The sequence below is a fragment of the Collinsella aerofaciens genome, from assembly GCF_001405375.1.
In the GTDB taxonomy this organism is placed as follows: domain Bacteria; phylum Actinomycetota; class Coriobacteriia; order Coriobacteriales; family Coriobacteriaceae; genus Collinsella; species Collinsella aerofaciens_F.
Genome location: NZ_CYYP01000013.1, coordinates 42060 through 62801 on the forward strand (window position 1 = coordinate 42060; position 20742 = coordinate 62801).

Sequence of the window (20742 nt, forward strand, 5' to 3'; positions counted from 1 at the left end):
GTCCCCATCGTCTAGCGGCCAAGGACGCCACCCTTTCAAGGTGGATATCGCGGGTTCGAATCCCGCTGGGGGCACCATTTAAATTAAGAAGCCCGTTACCCCCGCGGTGACGGGCTTTTTGCTACCGATATGCCGGGATTCGAACCCGACAGGGTGCGGAGCTGAGGAAACGCGCAAGCGTTTTCCAGCGCAGCACGCAAGGAGCGAAGCGACGCAGCGGAAGCGGGGGGCGCCAGCCGCACGCGGACATCCCGCTGGGGGCACCATTTGAGATGTGAAGCCCGTTGCCCTCGCGGTAGCGGGCTTTTTGCTACCCATGTGCCGGGATTCGAACCCGGCAGGGTGCGGATCCCGGCATCATCGCAAAGCCAGTGGGCAAAAAATAGCAAATATGAGTACTGTTACCATTTTAGTAACAGCGATTTCATGCCTTTAGAAGTCGATTTAGACGTCAGGCGTCCTACGGCGGAAGAATTGCAGACGTTTATCGGCTAAGTACTTGTACATATGTTGCGTAACACTACATATTTTGCAAATAAATAATGCTACAGGACTTGTGACAGTACTCATATTTGACGTTTTTTGTCCACAACCCTTTATACCTAGGCAAGTCGGCGGCAAAACGGGCTTCAAAGCGTCCTTCGCAAACAAAACCGGGGCCCGCATGATGTGGACCCCGGCTCAATACCGTGACGATATGTCAGTTACGCTCTACACGTAGAACAGGATGTCGTCGTAGGTCGGGACCGGCCAGTAGTCGGCGGCCACGATCTCCTCCATGGCGTCCACGGCGGCACGCAGCGTATCCATAGCGGGGACGACCTCGTGCGCGTACACGTTGGCCTGCTCCTGGCCATCGAGGCCCTCGGCCTTCTGATGCACGGCGTCGAGCGCCTTGATGGAGTCGTTGATGGTGGTGATGCCGTTGCAGAGCTTGTTGAGCGTGTTCTGCTCGCACTGCATGGCGGCCTCAGCACCGGCGGCACGAATAGTCTCAAGGCCCTTAGCGACCTTGGTGGCATAGGCGGTAATGACCGGGCGATAGGTACGACGCGCCTCGCGAACCATCGTGGTGGCCTCGATGTTCATGAGCTTGTTGTACTTCTCGAGTTTGCAGTCGTAGCGGCACTGGGCCTCGGCCTTGGTCAGGACACCCGTCTCCTCAAAGAGCGCAATGGCCTTATCGGAAACAAAGGCGGGCAGGGCGTCGGCCGTGGTCTTGTTGTTGGCAAGACCACGCTTCTCGGCCTCAACGGGCCACTCGTCGGAGTAGCCGTCACCGGAGAACAGGATGCGCTGGTGGTCGGTCAGGACCTTCTTGCAGTACTCGAGCGCAGCGTCCTGGAACTCATCCTCGGGCGTACCCTCAAGCGCGTCGGCGAAGGACTTGAGCGACTTGGCCACGGCGGCATCGAGCACCAGGTTGGAGTCGGAGACGTTCTGCTCGGAGCCGCAGGCACGGAACTCGAACTTATTGCCGGTGAAGGCAAACGGGGAGGTGCGGTTGCGGTCGGTGTTGTCCTGCATCAGCTTGGGCAGAGTATCGGCGCCCAAGTCGAGCACGCCACGCGTGGCATGGACGGAAGCCTTGCCATCGATGATCTTCTCGACGACCTCGGTAAGCTGGTCGCCCAGGAAGATGGACATAATCGCCGGAGGAGCCTCGTTGGCGCCCAGACGATGGTCGTTACCGGCCGAGGCAACGGAGGCACGCAGGAGCTCCTGATAGTTATCGACGGCCTCGATCACCGCGGTGAGGAAGACGATGAACTGCAGGTTGTCGAGCGGAGTGTCGCCCGGATCGAGCAGATTCTCGGACTCGGTGCCAAGCGACCAGTTGTTGTGCTTGCCCGAGCCATTGATGCCCTCAAAGGGCTTCTCGTGCAGCAGGCAGACCAAGTCGTGGCGGGAGGCGATGAGCTTCATCTTCTCCATCATGACCAGATTCTGGTCGATGGCCTCGTTGACTTCGCCATAGACGGGGGCAAGCTCATGCTGGCAGGGAGCAACCTCGTTGTGCTTGGTCTTGGCGGGAATGCCAAGCGCCCACAGCTCATCGTCCAGATCCTTCATATAGGCCGAGACGGTGGGGCGGATAGCGCCAAAGTAGTGCTCCTCGAGCTCCTGGCCCTTGCAGGGAGCGGCGCCAAAGAGGGTGCGGCCGGTAATGACCAGGTCCTTGCGCTTGCGGTAGGCGTCCTTCTTGATCAGGAAGTACTCCTGCTCGTCGCCCACGGAAGGAACGACCTTCTTGGGGGTCTTGCCAAACAGCGCCAAAACGCGCTTAGACTCACGCGAGAGCGCGGTCATGGAGCGCAGCAGCGGGGTCTTCTTGTCCAGGGCCTCGCCCGTGTAGGAGCAGAAAGCCGTGGGGATGCACAGGACGTCGTCCTTGATAAAGGCGGGGCTAGTGGGATCCCAAGCGGTGTAGCCACGGGCCTCGAAGGTGGCACGCAGGCCGCCGTTGGGGAAGCTAGAGGCATCGGGCTCGCCCTGGATGAGGTTCTTGCCCGTAAACTTGGTAATGGCGGAGCCGTCGTGGTTGGGCTCCAGGAAGCTGTCGTGCTTCTCGGAAGTAATGCCCGAAAGCGGCTGGAACCAGTGCGCATAGTGCGTCGCGCCCTTGGAGATGGCCCAGACCTTCATGGCATGGGCAACGGCGTTGGCCACATCCAGGTCGAGCGGCTCACCGCCCTCGAGGGTTGCAGCAAGGCGCTTCCAAATGTCCTTGGGGAGGTAGTCCTTCATGACTTCCTCAGAGAACACCATGGTCCCGAAGCGGTCAGTAAGTTCGGCCATACGGAACTCCCTTCGTATCGGCACCGCGTGAGAAGCGGTGTTGATTACTAACGAACGAGTCATAGCTTAGACTCGCCGTGTTTCCGCGACATTACCGTTATGTTGCTGTCGCGAAACCAATCAATGAGGTTACCCTATCGAGGCGGCGTTGCCACCCTCAACAGCCAATCAACTGCATAAATTGCAGACCTCTCCCCATGGTTTAAGGGTAGTCAATTTGGGATGGAGCTCTATTAACTGGTATTTTGCATCAGATACCAGTCTTTATAGTCCGTGCCTAGATTAGCCGCTCTGTTATAGAGAAAGCCGATAGCAAGGCATCTTTGATTGGTATCCCCGAATAACGAGTGAAACTCCACCGTGACACAGTGGTGCTGTAGAATCCTTACAACACATCACACTATTACGTATCTAGAGGAGCACGATATGCGCGTCGACGAGGTTTTTAAGCAGGCAGCATCCCAGGGCACCGCACCCGTTTCGTTTGAGATGTTCCCGCCCAAGGGCGAGCTTACCCTCGACACGGCTCGCGAGGTGGCGGGCAACCTGTGCAAGCTTTCGCCGAGCTTTGTCTCGGTCACCTGCTCGGCCGGCGGCTCGGGCAACGGTGCCACCACCGCCCCCATCGCGCATATGATTACGAGCGAATTCGATACACCCTCGGTGGCACACCTTACCTGCGTGGGCCGCTCGCACGCCGATATCGCCGCCAAGATCGATGAGTACCGCACCGCCGGCGTGGAAAACATCCTGGCCCTGCGTGGCGATCTCCCTGCCGGCGCGACCGAGGACGACAAGCCCGCCTCCGACTACGCCTACGCCCGCGACCTCATCCCCGAGCTCGTCGACGCCGGCTTTTGCGTGGGCGCCGCGGCCTACCCCGAGGGCCACATTGCCTGCGAGGACCTCAACGCCTCGGTCGAACACCTCAAGCAAAAACAGGACGCCGGCGCGAGTTTCTTTGTAACGCAGCTCTTCTTTGATAACGAGTGCTTCTACCGCTTCCGCGAGCTTGCCGACAAGGCCGGTATCACCGTGCCCATTACCGCGGGCATCATGCCGTTTATGGGCAAGTCGCAGATCAGCCGCATGGTCTTTATGTGCGGCGCGTCGCTACCCTCCCCCGTCATCAAGATTCTCGCCAAGTACGAGAACGACCCCGAGAGCCTGCAGGCAGCCGGTGTAGATTATGCCGCCCGCCAGCTTTGCGACCTCAAGGAGCACGGCGCCGACGGTCTGCACCTGTACACTATGAACCGTCCTGCGATCGCCGCGACCATTATGGAGCGCCTGGGGTAATGGAAAAACCGCACATCGATACAACCGCTGTCGAAGTGCCGGCCGACCTTGCGTCGCCGGCGCTTTACCGTGTCGATGCTGCACACCATCCCCGTGTCGACCGTGCCGAGATGCTGCGGTATCTGGGTTACGGCGGCCAGCAGATTGAGCCCGAGCTGTCACGACGTATTGAGCTTGTGGTCGAGCGTCTGGAACTGGACATTGAGCCCCGTGGCGTGCGCCGCGTATTTGCCGTCGATGCCACGGGCGTGGACGAGCAGGGAGAGCCCAGCATCCGTCTGGTTGGCACCAACGTTGAGCTGCGAGGTCGCGATATCTATCGACATCTCAAAGATGCCCGCTTTGCCGCGCTCATGGCATGCACCCTCGGCATGGACGCCGAGCGTCGCCTGCGCACCACGGGAGCCCAACATCCCCTGGAGGGCGCCGTGCTCGACGCCGCGTGCTCCGCTTACGTGGAAGCCGCCGTTGAGCAAATGGACCAGCAGGTCAAGACGGACGCCGCCGTTCATGGGCTCGCCGGCAACTGGCGCTTCAGTCCCGGCTACGGCGACTGCCCGCTCTCGGCCCAGCGCTCGATCGTCAATGCGCTCAACGCCACGCGGCTCATCGGCCTGACCGTCACGCCCACCAGCCTGCTCATGCCCACCAAAAGCGTGACCGCGGTGATCGGCCTGTTCGACGGCGAAGTCCACGACGCCCAGACCCGCCCCACCTGCAATATCTGCCGCATGCGCGAGCACTGCCGCTTCCGCGCCGCCCACACCACCTGCTATTCCAGCCATTAGGAGCCCCCGATGTTTACTCCGCTTATCACTCATGATTCTGACGGCACTGCATTGGCGGCACCCGTTGATGCCGCACGTCGCGACGGTGCCACGTACAAGACGCGCACGATCGACGATCTGCGCATTAAGGACGATCGCCTGCGCGCCGCCATCGAGGGCACAGGACACCTGCTGTTCGACGGCGGCATGGGCACCATGCTGCAGGCCGCTGGCATGAAGGCGGGCGCCCTGCCCGAGCTGCTCAACTTTGAGGAGCCCCAGGTCGTCACCGACATTCAGCGTCAGTACGTCGAGGCCGGCTGCGACGTGATTACCGCCAACACCTTTGGCGCCAACGCCCACAAGCTCGACGGCGCCGCCACCGTGGCAGACGTCTTTGCCGCGGCCGTCGCCTGTGCCCGCGAGGCCGGCGCCCGCTACGTCGCCGGTGACATCGGCCCCATCGGCGCGTTGCTTCGCCCCCTGGGTACCCTCAGCTTTGACGAGGCCTATGACCTCTTTGCCGAGGAAGTGCGCGCCGGCGTCGACGCGGGCGTGGACCTCTTTATTATCGAGACTATGACCGACCTGGCCGAGATCAAGGCGGCGGTCCTCGCCTGCCGCGAGAACTCCGACCTGCCCGTCTTTGCCACCATGACCTTTGAGGAAGACGGTCGCACCTTCCTGGGCACGAGTCCCGAGGTTGCCGCCATCACGCTCGACGCCATCGGCGCCGACGTTTTGGGCATTAACTGCAGCCAGGGACCGGCCGAGCTACGAGGGCTCGCCGCACGTATGCTCACCGTTACCGATAAGCCCATTATGGTGCAGGCCAACGCGGGACTCCCCCACGTGGACGATGACGGCAATACCGTCTTTGATATCCAGGCACCCGAGTACGCCGAGGCCGTCGCCGGCATGATCGCCGACGGCGTGAGCGTCGTGGGCGGCTGCTGCGGCACCACGCCGGCGCACATGGCGGCCTTGCGCACGCTTATCGACAACCACACGCCCAGCCCGCGCTGCCGCAAGCCCAGCATGTCGGTCACAAGCGCCCAGACGGTCGTGGACCTTCCCTGTGACGGCCACAAGATCGCCGTCATCGGCGAGCGCATCAATCCCACCGGCAAAAAGCGCCTGCAGCAGGCCCTGCGCGACGGCGACCTTGACTACGTCGTGAGCCAGGGCATCAGCCAGCAGGAGCAGGGTGCCGACATCCTGGACGTCAACGTGGGCCTGCCCGAGATCGACGAGGTCAAGATCATCCAACAGGCGACCGAACAGCTCCAGGGCTCCACGCTGCTACCGCTGCAGATCGACTCCACCGACCCCGCAGCCGTCGAGGCCGCCGTGCGCCGCTACGCCGGCAAGCCCATCATCAACTCGGTCAATGGCAAGCAGCAGATCATGGATGAGATCTTTCCGTTGGTCGCCCACTACGGCACCAACGTTGTCGGCCTTACGCTCGACGAAGGCGGCATCCCCGATACCGCCGAGGCTCGCTTCGCCATCGCCGAGCGCATCGTGGCCGAGGCCGCCCGCTACGGCATCGGACCGGACCGCATCCTCATCGACTGCCTGGTCATGACCGCCTCGACCAATCAACGCCAGGCCGAGCAGATCCTGCGCGCCATGTCCCTGTGCAAGGAGCGCCTGGGCGTCAAATGCGCGCTCGGCGTGTCGAACATCAGCTTTGGCCTGCCTGCCCGCCCGCTGCTGGGCTCGGTCTTTTTGGCTGCCGCCTTCGGCGCGGGCCTGGACGCCCCCATCATGAACCCGGGTTCCAAGCGCTTTATGGATACCGTCTACAGCTATCGCGTGTTGAGCGTTGAGGACGAGGGCTCGACCGGATACATCGAGCGCTATGCCGGCTGGACCGATCCGTACAAGATCGCCGCCAACCCGGCAGCTGCTCAGGCAGTATCGACCGACGCTGTGCCCGCTGCTGGCACCACCGGCACCGACGGCAACGACGACCCGATTCGTCGCATGGTCGTCTCGGGCCGCAAAGGCGAGATCGCTGCCGAGACCGAGCGTCTGCTGACAGACCACGACGCCATGGACCTCATCAACAATCACTTTATCCCCGCCCTCGACGAGGTGGGCGTCCTCTTTGACCAGGGCAAGTTCTTCCTGCCGCAGCTCATGGCCTCGGCCGAGGCCGCGCGCGTGGGCTTCGATACCATCAAACGCCTGATGCCCGCCGGCGAGATTGCCGACAAGGGCAAGATCTGCGTGGCCACCGTCAAGGGCGACATCCACGACATCGGTAAGAACATCGTCAAGATGCTGCTCGATAACTACGGCTATACCGTCTTTGACCTAGGCCGCGACGTCGATCCGCAGGAGGTGCTCAAGACCGTACAGGAGCGCGACATTAAGCTCGTCGGCCTCTCGGCGCTTATGACTACCACCGTCGTGGCCATGGAAGAGACCATCAAGCTGCTTCATGCCGAGGTGCCGGGCGTCAAGATCATCGTAGGCGGCGCCGTACTCACCCCCGAATACGCCAAGCAGATCGGCGCGGACTACTACGCCAAGGACGCCGCCGAAAGCGCTCGTATCGCCGAAGAGGTCTTTGGGCAGTAACACAACGGAAACAACCGAGCACCAAAACGTGCCGCATGCGCCACTTGGCACGTGCGGCACGTTAGAATAGATAAGACTATGCTCGTTTTGGCAGATAGGAGCGCAAGGATGGCGATCACGCCCGCAGAAATCGCGGAAACCCGCGGCATGGTTGAGGAGCAGAACCTCGACATCAGGACCATCACCATGGGTGTTTCGCTCATGGGTTGCGGTGACGAGAACCTCGACCGCATGTGCACGAAGATCTACGACCACGTGACGCACACGGCTGAGCATCTGGTCGAGACCGCCGAGAACCTCGAGCGCGAGTACGGTATCCCCATCGTCAACAAGCGCGTTTCCGTCACCCCGGTGGCGCAGATCGCCGCGTGCTGCAAGGATGAGGACCTCACCCCCATCGCGCATGCCCTCGACCGCGCGGCAGAGACGCTCGGCATCGATTACCTGGGCGGCTTCTCCGCACTCGTCCAGAAGGGCATCGGCAACGCCGACCGCCGCGTCATCCAGTCAATCCCGCAGGCGCTCGCCACCACGAGCCGCGTCTGCTCCAGCGTCAACGTCGCCAGCCTGCGCGCCGGCATCAACATGGACGCCGTGCTTATGGCCGCCCAGACCATCATCGATGCCGCTAAGCTCACGGCCGACCAGGATTCCGTTGGCGCCTCCAAGTTTGTCTGCTTTGCCAACATGGTCGAGGACTCCCCGTTTATGGCGGGCGCCGTCCACGGCGGTGGCGAGGCCGACGCCGTCATCAACGTTGGCGTCTCGGGCCCCGGCGTTATGGCCGCAGCCCTGGAGACGCTGCCCGATTCCGCATCGATGATGGAAGTCGCCGAGAAGATCAAGCAGACCGCCTTTAAGATCACCCGCGCCGGCGAGCTCATGAGCCGCGAGGCCGCCCATCGTCTGGGTGTCGAGAAGGGCATTGTCGACCTGTCGCTGGCTCCCACGCCTGCCATCGGCGACTCCGTCGCGCGCATCCTCGAGATCATCGGCGTGGGCACCTGCGGTGGCCCCGGCACGACCTGCGCGCTCGCCATGCTCAACGATGCCGTCAAGAAGGGCGGCGTCATGGCCAGCTCCAGCGTGGGCGGTCTCTCGGGCGCCTTTATCCCCGTGTCCGAGGACGCCGGCATGATCGCCGCCGTCGAGGCCGGCGCGCTTTCGCTCGAGAAGCTCGAGGCCATGACCTGCGTGTGCTCCGTTGGCCTGGACATGATCGCCATCCCCGGCGACACCCCGGTCGAGACCATCGCCGGCATCATCGCCGACGAGATGGCCATCGGCGTCATCAACAACAAGACCACGGCCGTCCGCGTGATCCCCGCCATCGGCAAGGGCGTGGGCGACTGCGTCGAGTACGGCGGCCTGTTCGGCCGTGCGCCCATCATGCCGGTGAACCCCAACGCCGGCACCGTGCTTGCCCACCGCGGTGGACGCTTCCCGGCGCCGCTGAACTCGCTGAAGAACTAGCTGAGGGGGACTGGCGAGGAGCCCCGGGGAGGGCAAATATATAAGGTCGCCTGCTCGGACAGTCCTGACTCGCACGGAGAGCACATTAAGTGCTCTCCGGCTCGTGCGGAACTCGCGATCGACCTTATATATTTGCCCTCCCCGGGGCTCCCGCACAACGGGACCTCAGTTGGGTTCTATCCCGGTTGCAGTTGCTTCGCTCCTGCACCACTTGGCTGGTGCGGCGGTTTGGCGTTGGAACGGTTCTTTTTCTGATATATGCTGGTTGCGGCTCTTCTTTTGGGAGGAGTCGCTTTTTTGTTGCTAGGAGGTTGGCCCGTGGTTGATGGGAATGCTCGCTCTGAGCTTCTTTCTGTTGATTGGAATGGCGAGTGGATGCGTCTGCAAGCTGATCGGCGGCGGGCTGATGATTCTTTTGAGTGGGATAAAAGGGCTCGGCATTTTCGTCCGCTGGAGACTGCCCCTTATGCTCGGGATTTTATAAAGCTGTTGGCGTTGAAGCCTGGTGAGTCGATGCTCGATATGGGATGCGGGGCTGGGTCGATTGCTATTCCGCTTGCTCAGGCTGGGCATCCGGTGATTGCGGCTGATTTCTCCCCCGCTATGTTGGGCACCCTTGATGCCGGCATTGAGTATTACGGGCTCGAGGATCTTATTACGCCGCTTGAGCTTGCTTGGGATGATGATTGGGATTTGGTTGGACCGGTCGCGAAAGCGGTGGATGTTGCCTTTGCCAGTCGGTCGGTTACGACGACCGATCTGAAAGACGCGCTTGCCAAACTTGATCGTACGGCTCGTCGGCGTTGTGCTGTCACGATGGTCGCCAACTCCAGCCCGCGCTATGATCTGCACCTGATGAACGCTATCGGTGCCTCGGTTACCTGCAGTAATGGCTTTGTGTACGCCTTCAACATCCTCATTCAGATGGGTGCGTTGCCGCAGGTTACGTACTTTGAATCGCCTCGTCGCGATACTTTCGATAGCCTTGAGGCGGGCGTGGCAGATTTTTCCCGTATGCTCGAGCATGGCAACGAGGATAAAATCGACCGCCTGCGCGCCTACATCGCTCAACACATGATTGAGAACCCCCATGCCGGTGAGCCGGGTTCCAAGGGCGTGCCGCAGGGGCGCTATATGCTCGATCATGTCCGCAAGGTTCGTTGGGCGTTTATTGCATGGGAGCCGGTCTCTGCGCCCAGCTCATAGCTTGTTCGCAGCCCGCACCGCCCACTCACTCGGCATCCGCATTCTTTTTGAACTGGGCAAACGCGCTCCACACCGCGCCGTTCCTGCGCTATCGTGGGACAGCTCACGTAGATTAAGGCCCCATCGTGGGGCGCCCCATACATAGAAAGCGAGAACCCATGGCACTGACAGGAGCACAGGTCAAGCAGCTTCGCAGCATGGCCCATCACCTCAACCCCGCCATCATCATCGGCAAGTCCGACGTCAACGAGGGCACCGTCGAGCAGACGGTCGCCTACCTGGAGAAGCACGAGCTCGTTAAGTGCTCCGTGCTCGATGGCTCTAGTCTTTCCGCCCGCGAGGCCGCCGAGGAGCTCGCTGAGCGTTGCCACGCCGAGGTCGTCCAGGTCATCGGCCGCAAGTTCTCGCTGTATCGCGAGTCCTCGCGCAAGGACATCGAGAAGATCAAGCTCGTCTAAGAGCCAATGATCCGGCGAGCCAACACATGGCAAGCTTACGGGCGCCCAAGTACTTCGGGCGCCCGTTTTTTATCGCTCGACCAGCACGCGATTGAGCCGCCCCTCCACCAAGCGCTCGTATAGACGCCGCGTCTCGGGCTCGGGCACGCCATTGACCTGCTCCCTCAGATGGTGCATATGCCCGCTGTACAGCTCGACGATATCGCGCCGTCGCCCCGCCGCACTGTAGACGCGCATGGCGCAGCGCACCATATCCTCACGCGCCGTTTCCTGCCGAAGCCCCGACTCCGCCAGCCAAATCGCCGACTGCAGATCGTTTTCTTCTAGAGCGGCATTTGCTCCCTTAATCATGCAATCGATGTACTTTGACTGCATAATGCGTCGCATACGCAAAAAGTAGGTGGGATTACAGCCATTGGGAACATACAGCGGTCCGGCATAAAGTTGCTCAATCTTAAGGCACAGCTCAACTAAATGGGGTCCGCGCGCACCCGTGCGATTTCCCAAAACCTCGCGGCTTATCTGGTCAAACAGCCGCACATCGGTCTTGACGTAGTCGCCGTTGAGCCCAATGCATTCATTTTGGATGAGCACACACGACTTGCCATCCGGCGTCGGTCCCAAAGCCGACCGCAAGCGCGATATCGTCGAGTACAGGTTGTTGCGGGCGCTATTAAACTCGGCATGGGGCCACAGCTCCATGGCCAGCGTCTCACGATCGACGAGCGCATCCATGCCCAGCGCAAGCCGCTCGGCAAGTGTCGCCGCCTTCTTGCGGCGCCACATTTTGTCCGTGATGGGAAACCCGTCGCGCTCGGCGCGAAACGCACCAAACATGCGAATCTCGATATGGTCGATGGTATCAACGGCTTCAACCTCGCCGGCCTGGAACAGGCGCTCGCCCTCTCCTTCCAAATCGTCGCGCAGCGAGTACCGCGACAGCTCGCGCACGGGAAGCTTCTTGCGTATCCTGCCCGCCGGCTCGCCCAGACAATGCATGGCAAGGCGCGCAAAGAGCCGATACGATGGCTCTAGAATCCCCGCACGATTCATGGACATCCAGGCCGCAAGATCGCTATCTCGCCCCGCGCAGGCCAAATGCAGCGCCACCATCCAGGCTTCTGCGCCACCAACCTGCGTCTGGCTTATATCGAGTAGCTCCGCTTCCTCGCGAACCGAAACCATCGAGGTGTTACGCAGATATGCCGCGCGCTCCAGCAGCAATGCGTTATCGCGCATGTACGCAATCGACTCCTCGGCAAGTTTGAGCACTTGGACCGCACGGAACTTTGCATTAACCGGCCGTCCCTCTGCCAGCGACTGCCAACCTTCTAGCAACAGGCCAAACAGCTGAATCTGGTTGTCGCGCATGCGCACGGCAAAACGATCGAGCTCGTTGAACGCCGCATCGTCGGTTACCGGCAAGCCGGAAAGGAGCCGCCGTGCCGCCAACACCATGCGCACCCAGATAGCCATCGCCTTAAGCCCGCGTACGTCGAGCGCCTCCCGCACCACCGTCATCTCGTCGTCGCGCTCGTCGGTTCCCGCAAACGACCCGTCAAAGAGCTCCACCAGCATGCTATCGGCCCGTATAACAATCCCCGCGATGTCGAGCTCGCAGTCGTAGGCCTTGCTCGTTTTGAGCTGCCGTAGAACGCCGCCATCATCTCCCCGCTCGGTCAGACAGCGCTTGACCTCGATATGCGCGGACAGCATATCGAGTGCGGTATGGGATGTCTCGATTTCTGGCACGGCCAGGTTCGTAGGAAGCCCAAGCCCGTTGTCCCCATAGCAAACAGCCGTCAGTGTCTGGGCCACCCTCCATGAGACAGGGTCTATTTCGCAGGCCGCCCGTTCGCCCCCGCGCTCGATGACCGATGCCATATAGCGAGCGAGCTTTGTATTGGACACGCTGACCGCTGCCAGATATACGCCGAGCGCCTCGGCAGGCGTTGGCTCTGGAGCCGAATCGTCGGCATCAACCGTGCCCAGCGCCGCTCGGCAGATATCGGCCCCGTGCCCCGTCAGAGCCAGATCGACCCCATACTGCCCAGCAAGTTCAAGGACCGCTTCACGGTCCAAAAAGGCGTCTGCCAGGCCCATCGCCGCATCGCATCGGCCCGCCTTAAGCAAAATCCGGGCCGCCCTCGGAACAAGTTCGGGGCGAACCTCGGCCACCAACTTACGCAAGCGCAAGCGTCCGTTATCCTCCGTGCCCAGACACGTAAAACTCCGCTCGGCGGGATCCAAGCCAAAGATCGGGTAGTCGCGTACAAAGTAGGACTGGTCGACCATCGACAGCCTCACCCCGCAGGCCTCGAGTTCTGCGATATTGCCCTCGCCCATCAAAACCATGAGGCATGCCACGCAAAACAGCGCATTATTGTCGAGCGAAGCCAGATCGACAAGTGCCGCGCCATATACGTTGACAATCTCGTTTTCGAGCGGACCGGCTACGTCGCCTTGGCCATACAGACCCGTCTGCAATGCCGAAACGAGCTCGGGCACGCCTTGCGTGAGCTGATAAAAGTCGAGCGATGTGCTGATCGAAAACGCCGATGCCCACGCCGAATACTCATAGGCATGCACCTTGAGCATCTGCGCATTGATCTTAACCGAATCGCCCAGCCCATGAATCAGCTGACGATTTGAAGGACGACAGGAGATAAAGACCCCTACCCCCATAGCGCGCAGGCCGCGAATCCTGTCGATGAGGTCTTCGGTATCGTGTTGATCGAGGTTTGGCACATTATCAATCGCGATAAGGGAATGCGGTTTGTCTTTGAGTTCTTCGGTAACCACCTCGAGCTGCATAAACACCTCGCGCCCAGTGGCGCGATCGGCCTCGATAATCCGCACGGGGCCTCGCGTCGGATCGCATTTAACCTCATGGGTGTACTGCAGCAGCACCGAGGTCTTCCCAAACCCGTCGGGCGCATAAAGAACCACGATGCCGGCCTTTCGGCCCTTGGCGATAAGCTCATTCATCAAGCGTTCGCGTCGCACCATATAGCCTCCGCCTAACGGCATCAGCTCGAGGTCGTCTATACCGCTCAAATCGTTTACCATGCCCGCTCCTCAACTCGACCGTATGGACACTGTAGCCGCAAGACCATACAAGCCGCGCTATGAATAGAGCGACCTTGTGTTTTAGGTTGTCTTTTGGTACGCAAGCGGCAAGTTTTTGTACAGCGAGGGCCGATTGTTATTAATCCCCCGACTAATCGGTCTTTAAGCAGGTAAATGAGCTTGTCAGCTTGTCCCATCTAAGCGGCAGTGTAACGCAGATGAACAAGGTTCAGCCATGTCATTCAACTCGCCTAGCACCCGCTACCGTCTACGACCTTCTAGTGGCATTTTTGCATAGAATCTGGTATAGAATGAATCAAGCTGTTGGACATCCGGCATTCGTCAAGCTTGCGGCAAGTTTTTGGTCAAGTGGGCAAAAAGGGATAGCAAAAAGGCCCCCGCAAAGCGGAGGCCTTAGGCAAGGCTATGTCGAGCTGCAGGATTCGCGCTACTCGCAGAGCGAAAGGGCGGCCTCGTCGGCAACGACAACACAGTTGGTGTGCAGCTGCAGGATCGAAGCCGGGCACTCGGGCGTAACCGGACCATAGCACATATCGTGCACGGCCTGAGCCTTGGCCTCGCCGTTGGCGACAACCAGGATCATGCGGGCATACATAATGGTCTGAGTGCCCATGGTGTAGGCCTGACGGGGAACATCGTCGATGCTGTCGAACAGGCGGCTGTTGGCCTGAATGGTGCTCTCGGTGAGGTCGACGCAGTGCGTACCCTTGGAGAAGTGGTCATCGGGCTCGTTGAAGCCGATGTGGCCGTTGTTGCCAATACCGAGCAGCTGCAGATCCGGGTAACCGGCGTCGGCGACGATCTTGTCGTACTCAGAGCAGGCAGCGGCGGCGTCGGGGTTGGAACCGTCGGGCACATGCGTGTTGTTCAGGTCGATGTTGATGTGATCGAAGAAGTTCTCACGCATGAAGTAGTGATAGCTCTGGGGATCGTCGTGCGAAAGGCCGCGATACTCGTCTAGGTTATAGGTGCTGACCTCGGCAAAGTCGACGTCGCCCTTCTCGTACCAAGCAGCGAGCTGCTTGTAGGCACCGATCGGGGTGGAGCCGGTGGCAAGTCCCAGCACACAGTCGGGCTTGAGGATAACCTGCGCCGAGATGATATTGGCGGCCTTGCGGCTCATATCCTCGTAGTCTTTAGCTTTAATGATCTTCATTACGCGTCCTTTCTCGTACAAGAGAGGCAAGGCTCCCTTACAAGCACTTGCCCGCGGCCCGCGTCGGCCGCAACCAACGTGTGCGGCCACCAGGGCGAGGTCGCGTAATGTATGTGTCTCGTGTCTAGCCGCGTCGAGGCCCCTGCCCGTCCACGGTGACCCAAAGCTGTTTAGCCTCGGACGTTTCCCATCTTGCCACGGAGGGCGTCCTCTTTCAAGGGCGCCCTCCGTAAACGTGTTTGAATTGTAGGCTAATGGCCACGTGCACTTGCTAGCGCTCGCGAGCAACGATGAGCTGGTCCATCTCTTCGACATGCACACCAACGGAGCCCTTGATGCTCGAGAACTCAACGGAGTTGCACACCAAGATGGGAACCGTCACATCGTAGCCCTCGGCAGCAATTGCCTCGCGATCGAACTCAATGAGTACATCACCCTTATGGACGATGTCACCCACTTGCGCATGCACGGTAAAGTGCTTGCCCTCGAGCTGAACGGTGTCCAAACCAACGTGGATGAGCACGTCCAGACCATCGACCGTGTTAAGCGCAACAGCGTGTCCCGTGGGAAAAATAGCCTCGACCTTGGCATCAGCCGGTGCAATCACACGCGTTCCGGTGGGCTGGATCGCCACGCCCTGGCCCAAAAGGCCGGTGGCAAACGTCTGATCGTTTACCTCGGAGAGCGGAATGACGTCGCCCGAGATGGGAGCATCCAGCGTAAGGACTCGACCACGCATACCAAAAGACCTTAGGACTTTAGTGAACATGCTCCCCCTCGGACATACCAATCAATCAAAATAACCTTAACAGTTTACCACTTGGCACCGGTTTTTGACCATTAGGGAAGTTCGCGCTTGACAACCTCGACGATGTCGTCGACAACGCGCTGGGTCAGCTCGTGCGTCTCGGCCTCGGCCATCACGCGGACCAGCGGCTCGGTACCGCTCGGGCGCACCAGAATGCGGCCACGGCCGTCAAGCTCCTTCTCGGCAGCAGCGACGGCGTCCCAAATGGGCTGGCAATCGTCCAGACCAGCCTTGTTGCCGGAATGCACGTTGACGAGTACCTGCGGGTACTTCTTCATGATGCCGGCAAGATCGGTGAGGGTGCGGCCGGTGCGCTTGAGCACGGCCAGCAGCTGCAGAGCCGTCACCAGGCCGTCACCGGTGGTGTTGTGCTCCAGGAAGATGATGTGGCCGGACTGTTCGCCGCCGATGACGGCGCCGTCCGCGAGCATGCGCTCCAGAACGTAGCGGTCGCCCACGGCGGTCTGAACCATCTCGAAGCCCTGCTCCTTCATAGCGATGGAGAAGCCAAGGTTGCACATGACGGTCGAGACGATCTCGGAGTTGGCGAGCTTGCCACGAGCGGCGAGGTCGGAACCGCAGATAGCCAGGATGTAGTCACCGTCGATCTCATTGCCCTCGCTGTCCACGAACAGTACGCGGTCGGCGTCGCCGTCGTGGGCCAGACCGATGTCAGCATGGGTGCGCAGCACGAGCTCGCGCAGGGGCTCGAGGTGCGTAGAGCCGCACTCGACATTGATGTCCGTGCCGCAATAATCGGTGTTGATAGCGTGCACCGTGGCGCCTAGGCGCTGCAGCGCGGCGGGCGTGGTCTGGCAAGAAGCGCCATGGCCGCAGTCGACAGCAACGACCAGGCCGTCAAGCCTCAGGCCATCAAGCGTATCGATGGCGTGGTCAACATATGCCTTGCGGGCGTCCTTCATCTTGATAATGTGGCCCACGCCGGCACCGGTCGGCAGCGTGTCGGCAGCCATGGCTTCCTCGGACATGACCCAGGCGCTGATCTCTTCCTCGACAGCATCGGGAAGCTTCATGCCCTTGCGGCTAAAGAACTTGATGCCGTTGAACTCCGGCGGATTATGCGAAGCGGAGATGACGATGCCGCCATCGAGCTCGTTCTGAACGGTGAGCAGCGCCACGGCGGGCGTGGGGATGACGCCGCAGCAATGCGGACGGCCGCCCTCGGCCATAATGCCGGCAGTCAGAGCACTCTCGAGCATGGTGCCCGAAAGGCGCGTGTCACGGCCGATGCAGATGTCCGGACCAAGGAACTTGGTCGCCGCGCGGCCCAGACGAAACGCGAGGTCGCACGAAAGATCGGCGTTGGCGACGCCACGGACGCCGTCGGTACCGAAGATGTTCTGGGGCATAGGATCGCTCCTTCCCTAGCAGGCGATATGCAACCGCCCACCCTAGTCGAAAAAGAAAAGCGGGACCCGCCGAGGAATCGGCAGGCCCCGCTTGTACATTGTATCTCGAAAGGAGATAAAACCTTAGCGCTTGGAGAACTGGGGAGCGCGGCGGGCCTTCTTGAGGCCGTACTTCTTGCGCTCGACCACGCGAGCATCGCGCGTAAGGAAACCGGCCTTCTTGAGGTCAGCACGGTAGTCGCCAGCGTTCAGAAGAGCGCGAGCGATGCCCAAGCGCAGAGCGCCGGACTGGCCGGAGATGCCGCCGCCATCGCACAGAGCGATAACGTCGAACTGACCGGCGGTGTCGGTCACCTTGAAGGGAGCAAGGGCGTTCTCAACGAGCTGATGACGGCCGAAATACTGCTCGGCGTCACGCTTGTTGATGGTCACCTTGCCGGTGCCGGGGACGAGACGGACGCGGGCGACGGCGTTCTTACGACGGCCGGTACCCTGGTAGACAACGGTGTTCTCAGCCATCTTTAAGCCTCCAGCTCAATCTTCGTGGGGTTCTGGGCAGCATGCGGATGCTCGGCACCAGCGTAGACCTTAAGCTTGGTCATCTGGGCACGGCCGAGGGTGGTCTTGGGCAGCATACCGCGAACGGCGCGCTCGATGACCTTCTCCGGGTGCTTCTCCATAGCCTGGCGGAAGCTCTCAGCCTTGAGGCCGCCGTTGTAGCCGCTGTGGCGATAATAGGTCTTCGTGTCGGCCTTGTTACCGGTAAGCTGGACCTTATCGGCGTTGATGACGACAACGAAGTCGCCGCAGTCGCTGTTGGGCGTGAACTGGGGCTTGTTCTTACCGCGCAGGATCATTGCGATCTGGGTGGCAAGACGGCCCAGGACAGCACCATCGGCGTCGACGAGAACCCAGTTGCGCTGGACCTCGCCCTGCTTGGCGTAGTGAGTCGATTTCGAAATCACTTAGACTCCTCCATGTACAGTACGTGTTGTTACAGAGATTCACGGGGCTCTGCAAGTAACCCGTCCATATTACCCCGCTCGCCGTACGAGTCAACAGGTATTTTGGTTCCGACCAGAGTTTCTGCACATGTCATCCACGAGCCGTGATTTTCCAGCTCTTTAGCTGTTGTCATTTTTTGAGGGTTCGCCGTCGCTAGCGCTCAACGAACTCTTGGATTTCCGCGAGCAGGCGCTTTGCCTCCTGACGGCCCTGGATATACAGGTCCAAAAGCTTTGCCGGATCGTGCTCGACATGGCCGACCTCGACCGGCTTTTGCGGAGCAACGACCAGCGCACGGCCCTCGCGCTCATACTTCCACAGATGCATGCGCTGGATGTTATAGCGGTCGTGGCGCGTCTCGATAGCCTCGAGCAGATAGGGGTAGTCGGCATAACGCGCACGCGCGGCCGGCAAAAACTCGTAGGGCTTTTTCTCATACGAACGGTCTTGCGTGACGATGACGACCGCACGGTCGAAGCCCGCCTCCTCGAGCACATGCTCGATAGGAACCGAATCGGCTACGCCGCCGTCGACGTATTTGTGCCCGTCAATCTCGACCGGCGGCGTCACCAGCGGCAACGAGGTCGATGCGCGTACGGCGTCGAGATCGAGTACGGCGCTTTTGACCGGAAGGTACGCGGCGGTTCCAAAGAGCATGTCCGTCGCGACGGCGTACATCTCGATGGGGCTCGCGTTGAACGTCTCGTTGTCAAAGGGATCCAGGCGGTCCTGGACATCGTTGAAGATAAAGTCGTAACCCACAATAGAGCCCGTGGACGCAAACGACGCGGCGCCCATGAAGCGGTTGTCGTTGCAGAAAGCCAGGTTGATGCGGTTGGCACGGCCGATCTGGTGCGACTTGTAGTTCACGCCGTTGAGGGCGCCGGCCGATACGCCATATACCGCCGGAATCTCGACGCCGGCCTCCATGAGAACGTCGAGCACGCCCGCGGTAAACTGCCCGCGAAAACTACCGCCCTCCAGGACGAGCGCGACCTTGCCGGCGTTCTTTGCCTTATCTTCTGCAGTCATGTTGACCTCCTGCGATTGCGTTTTGGCTTTCTTCTACCCAGTTTTGGGATGGCGAGAGCGCAGGTTTTTTGAGGCGGCAAGTGAAGCGGAAAGTGTGTCCCGTTCTCAGAGCAAATTCCGGGTCTCATTTTCCGCTGAGCCCACCATCAGGAAAATGAATCCCATTCCGAGCTTAGATTCCGGGATGCGGTTTCCGCTTGAGGCGCCATCCGGAAACTACGTCCCAGTCTGAGCGCGGATTCCGGGACGTGCTTTCCGCCTGGGCTGCCATCGGGAAAGCGCGTCCCACTCTGCGTCACTGAGGCGTTTTCTTTACGCCCGCGCCCTGCACAGAGTTCGATTCTCCGCGGTGCGGGAGGGGATCCGCTGATGCGGCGCATGGCCGGCTGAGATTCGATAAACATCGCATCCGTTTTGAGTCGAAGTTTTCGCGGAGAATCCGCGTATTTGCTTCGCAAATACGCACCGGCTTCGGCCGCCTGCCGGCGTCCTCGCCCGCTCGCTACAAACGCTCCGCGTTTGTTTAACGCTCGCGCCCTGCATAGAGTTCGATTCTCCGCGGTATCTGTAAGTAATAAAAAAGCAGGTAGAGACACTTCTCTACCTGCCTGTAACTATTGGTGGAGGCGCGGAGAATCGAACTCCGGTCCACGAAAGCCCCCTGATTGGCATCTCCAAGCTCAGTCGCTGGTTTAGTCTCGGACGCTTTGCGCGCAGCGACACGCTCGCGGCGTCCTAACCGGTTCGGTCTTAGCCTGCGCCATACCGATTACGTGCGCAGGAGCATTCCCCTAACATGACGTCGCGCCGGTGTCGGGGAAATCACCGGGTTGACGCGCCGCTATAAACTAAGCAGCGAGAGCCATAGGCTCAAAAGAAGAGTTGTTGTCAATTCAATTTGACGGTACCCCTGTTTAACGAGGCGAGGAGACCTCGGCTTGCTTCCTCTCTCAGAGCTATCGTGTCGAAACCAGTCGCCCCCCGAATGTCGGGAAAGTCTGGATGGCATTGGGCACGAGCGCCCAATGCCCGTCGACTTTTCAAGGAACACGCGGGGTGAACCCCGCTCGTGGATAGCTATCTTACCACGTTCTGAAAGCGGACAGCTGTTCTATGCACGAGCTGTGAAGACCCCAATGTGTGCCGCACTTCGCACTTTTGCTACCGATCGCGTCACGTATATTTTCGCCAAGCAAAATTGAACCGTCGAAAGGACCGTTATGGATACCAAGCAGCAACTCGTCAATGCCCTCGCAGGCCTGGGCTCAACCATTACCGAAGCTATGGATGTCATCGAAGGCTTTGTCCCCTGCGGACATCCCGCCCTCACGGTATCGAACGCACTCGTCGCGCTGGACGCTGACGGTGATGCAGCTCTCGCCAAGCAGTTTGAGACCGTCGAGGGCTTTATCGACCACGTGAGTGAGAACCGCGGCGTGGCCGCCTACCACGGCATCGAGGTCGAGCTCGCGGGTCCCAAAGCCGATCTGTTCGCAGCAATCCGCGAGGTAGGCACCCTTATGCAGACCGCGGGCGTCAAGAACACCCAGGTCAACGAGTGGGTCTACCGCAGTCTGGCAGCACTCGACAGCTCCGACGAAAAGGCAGCCGAGCAGCTCGCAGAAAGTCACGCCATCAAGGCCGAGCTTTTGTAAATAGCAGACGCGGGCCCCTTGGCGCATCGTCGTCC

The 20742-nt window shown here is 60.4% G+C and carries 15 protein-coding genes, 1 tRNA gene and 1 other RNA gene; 8 read left to right on the top strand and 9 right to left on the bottom strand.

Annotation, left to right across the window (positions count from 1 at the left end):
- Positions 1-77, top strand: a tRNA-Glu gene (locus ARB25_RS07440).
- 634 nt (positions 78-711) lie between these two features.
- Here ARB25_RS07440 and ARB25_RS07445 read toward each other — a convergent pair.
- Positions 712-2799, bottom strand: coding sequence for a glutamine synthetase III family protein (locus ARB25_RS07445; protein WP_055287051.1), 2088 nt, complete (start codon positions 2797-2799; stop codon positions 712-714).
- Positions 2800-3225: 426 nt separating this feature from the next.
- Here ARB25_RS07445 and ARB25_RS07450 point away from each other — a divergent pair, with 426 nt between their 5' ends.
- The 6 genes from ARB25_RS07450 to ARB25_RS07475 all read left to right on the top strand — a co-directional run bounded on the left by ARB25_RS07450 (position 3226) and on the right by ARB25_RS07475 (position 10591).
- Complete coding sequence (locus ARB25_RS07450) at positions 3226-4098, top strand: methylenetetrahydrofolate reductase (RefSeq protein WP_055287053.1); 873 nt, start codon at positions 3226-3228, stop codon at positions 4096-4098.
- The gene (locus tag ARB25_RS07455) at positions 4098-4886 is read left to right on the top strand and encodes a hypothetical protein (RefSeq protein ID WP_055287055.1); all 789 of its coding nucleotides are present in this window, start codon (positions 4098-4100) and stop codon (positions 4884-4886) included. The genes ARB25_RS07450 and ARB25_RS07455 overlap by 1 nt, the downstream gene beginning before the upstream one ends.
- Positions 4887-4895: 9 nt before the next feature.
- Positions 4896-7454: a homocysteine S-methyltransferase family protein gene (locus ARB25_RS07460; protein ID WP_172676344.1), complete on the top strand. Its 2559-nt coding sequence runs from the start codon at positions 4896-4898 to the stop codon at positions 7452-7454.
- 108 nt (positions 7455-7562) lie between these two features.
- Entirely contained in the window at positions 7563-8927 is a 1365-nt protein-coding gene (locus tag ARB25_RS07465; protein WP_055287057.1) for a PFL family protein, read from the top strand.
- A gap of 318 nt (positions 8928-9245) precedes the next feature.
- Positions 9246-10133, top strand: coding sequence for a methyltransferase domain-containing protein (locus tag ARB25_RS07470; protein ID WP_070100761.1), 888 nt, complete (start codon positions 9246-9248; stop codon positions 10131-10133).
- Between the two features lie 158 nt (positions 10134-10291).
- Positions 10292-10591, top strand: coding sequence for a YhbY family RNA-binding protein (locus ARB25_RS07475; RefSeq protein ID WP_006234690.1), 300 nt, complete (start codon positions 10292-10294; stop codon positions 10589-10591).
- 69 nt (positions 10592-10660) lie between these two features.
- On the opposite strand, the gene ARB25_RS07480 is transcribed toward ARB25_RS07475, so the two are convergent.
- The 8 genes from ARB25_RS07480 to ssrA form a co-directional block, all read right to left on the bottom strand.
- The gene (locus ARB25_RS07480; protein ID WP_055287059.1) at positions 10661-13660 is read right to left on the bottom strand and encodes an AfsR/SARP family transcriptional regulator; all 3000 of its coding nucleotides are present in this window, start codon (positions 13658-13660) and stop codon (positions 10661-10663) included.
- 448 nt (positions 13661-14108) lie between these two features.
- Positions 14109-14837, bottom strand: a complete 729-nt coding sequence (gene nagB / locus ARB25_RS07485; protein WP_055287061.1) for a glucosamine-6-phosphate deaminase — start codon at positions 14835-14837, stop codon at positions 14109-14111.
- Positions 14838-15108: 271 nt separating this feature from the next.
- Positions 15109-15576: a PTS sugar transporter subunit IIA gene (locus ARB25_RS07490; RefSeq protein WP_306421699.1), complete on the bottom strand. Its 468-nt coding sequence runs from the start codon at positions 15574-15576 to the stop codon at positions 15109-15111.
- Between the two features lie 101 nt (positions 15577-15677).
- A complete protein-coding gene (gene glmM / locus ARB25_RS07495) occupies positions 15678-17015 on the bottom strand; it encodes a phosphoglucosamine mutase (RefSeq protein ID WP_055287063.1) in 1338 nt (445 codons plus the stop codon).
- Between the two features lie 123 nt (positions 17016-17138).
- Entirely contained in the window at positions 17139-17534 is a 396-nt protein-coding gene (gene rpsI, locus ARB25_RS07500) for a 30S ribosomal protein S9 (protein WP_022094634.1), read from the bottom strand.
- Between the two features lie 2 nt (positions 17535-17536).
- Positions 17537-17980, bottom strand: a complete 444-nt coding sequence (gene rplM / locus ARB25_RS07505; RefSeq protein WP_022094635.1) for a 50S ribosomal protein L13 — start codon at positions 17978-17980, stop codon at positions 17537-17539.
- A 193-nt stretch (positions 17981-18173) separates the two neighbouring features.
- On the bottom strand, positions 18174-19052 hold the full coding sequence (locus ARB25_RS07510; protein WP_055287065.1) for a patatin-like phospholipase family protein: 879 nt from the start codon (positions 19050-19052) through the stop codon (positions 18174-18176).
- A 618-nt stretch (positions 19053-19670) separates the two neighbouring features.
- Positions 19671-20034: a transfer-messenger RNA gene (gene ssrA, locus ARB25_RS09690) on the bottom strand.
- A gap of 238 nt (positions 20035-20272) precedes the next feature.
- Here ssrA and ARB25_RS07515 point away from each other — a divergent pair.
- Positions 20273-20707 carry a hypothetical protein gene (locus ARB25_RS07515; protein WP_055287067.1) on the top strand — a complete coding sequence of 145 codons (435 nt, stop codon included), beginning with the start codon at positions 20273-20275 and terminating at the stop codon, positions 20705-20707.
- The last annotated feature ends 35 nt before the right edge of the window (positions 20708-20742 follow it).

Bases quoted from the DNA above. Each gene is read 5' to 3' on its own strand.
- ARB25_RS07455 (WP_055287055.1), top strand. From the start codon at position 4,098: ATGGAAAAACCGCACATCGATACAACCGCTGTCGAAGTGCCGGCCGAC.
- glmM (WP_055287063.1), bottom strand. From the start codon at position 17,015: ATGCCCCAGAACATCTTCGGTACCGACGGCGTCCGTGGCGTCGCCAAC.
- ARB25_RS07445 (WP_055287051.1), bottom strand. From the start codon at position 2,799: ATGGCCGAACTTACTGACCGCTTCGGGACCATGGTGTTCTCTGAGGAA.
- ARB25_RS07480 (WP_055287059.1), bottom strand. From the start codon at position 13,660: ATGGTAAACGATTTGAGCGGTATAGACGACCTCGAGCTGATGCCGTTA.
- ARB25_RS07475 (WP_006234690.1), top strand. From the start codon at position 10,292: ATGGCACTGACAGGAGCACAGGTCAAGCAGCTTCGCAGCATGGCCCAT.
- nagB (WP_055287061.1), bottom strand. From the start codon at position 14,837: ATGAAGATCATTAAAGCTAAAGACTACGAGGATATGAGCCGCAAGGCC.
- rpsI (WP_022094634.1), bottom strand. From the start codon at position 17,534: ATGGCTGAGAACACCGTTGTCTACCAGGGTACCGGCCGTCGTAAGAAC.
- ARB25_RS07490 (WP_306421699.1), bottom strand. From the start codon at position 15,576: ATGCGTGGTCGAGTCCTTACGCTGGATGCTCCCATCTCGGGCGACGTC.
- ARB25_RS07460 (WP_172676344.1), top strand. From the start codon at position 4,896: ATGTTTACTCCGCTTATCACTCATGATTCTGACGGCACTGCATTGGCG.
- ARB25_RS07450 (WP_055287053.1), top strand. From the start codon at position 3,226: ATGCGCGTCGACGAGGTTTTTAAGCAGGCAGCATCCCAGGGCACCGCA.
- ARB25_RS07510 (WP_055287065.1), bottom strand. From the start codon at position 19,052: ATGACTGCAGAAGATAAGGCAAAGAACGCCGGCAAGGTCGCGCTCGTC.
- ARB25_RS07465 (WP_055287057.1), top strand. From the start codon at position 7,563: ATGGCGATCACGCCCGCAGAAATCGCGGAAACCCGCGGCATGGTTGAG.
- ARB25_RS07515 (WP_055287067.1), top strand. From the start codon at position 20,273: ATGGATACCAAGCAGCAACTCGTCAATGCCCTCGCAGGCCTGGGCTCA.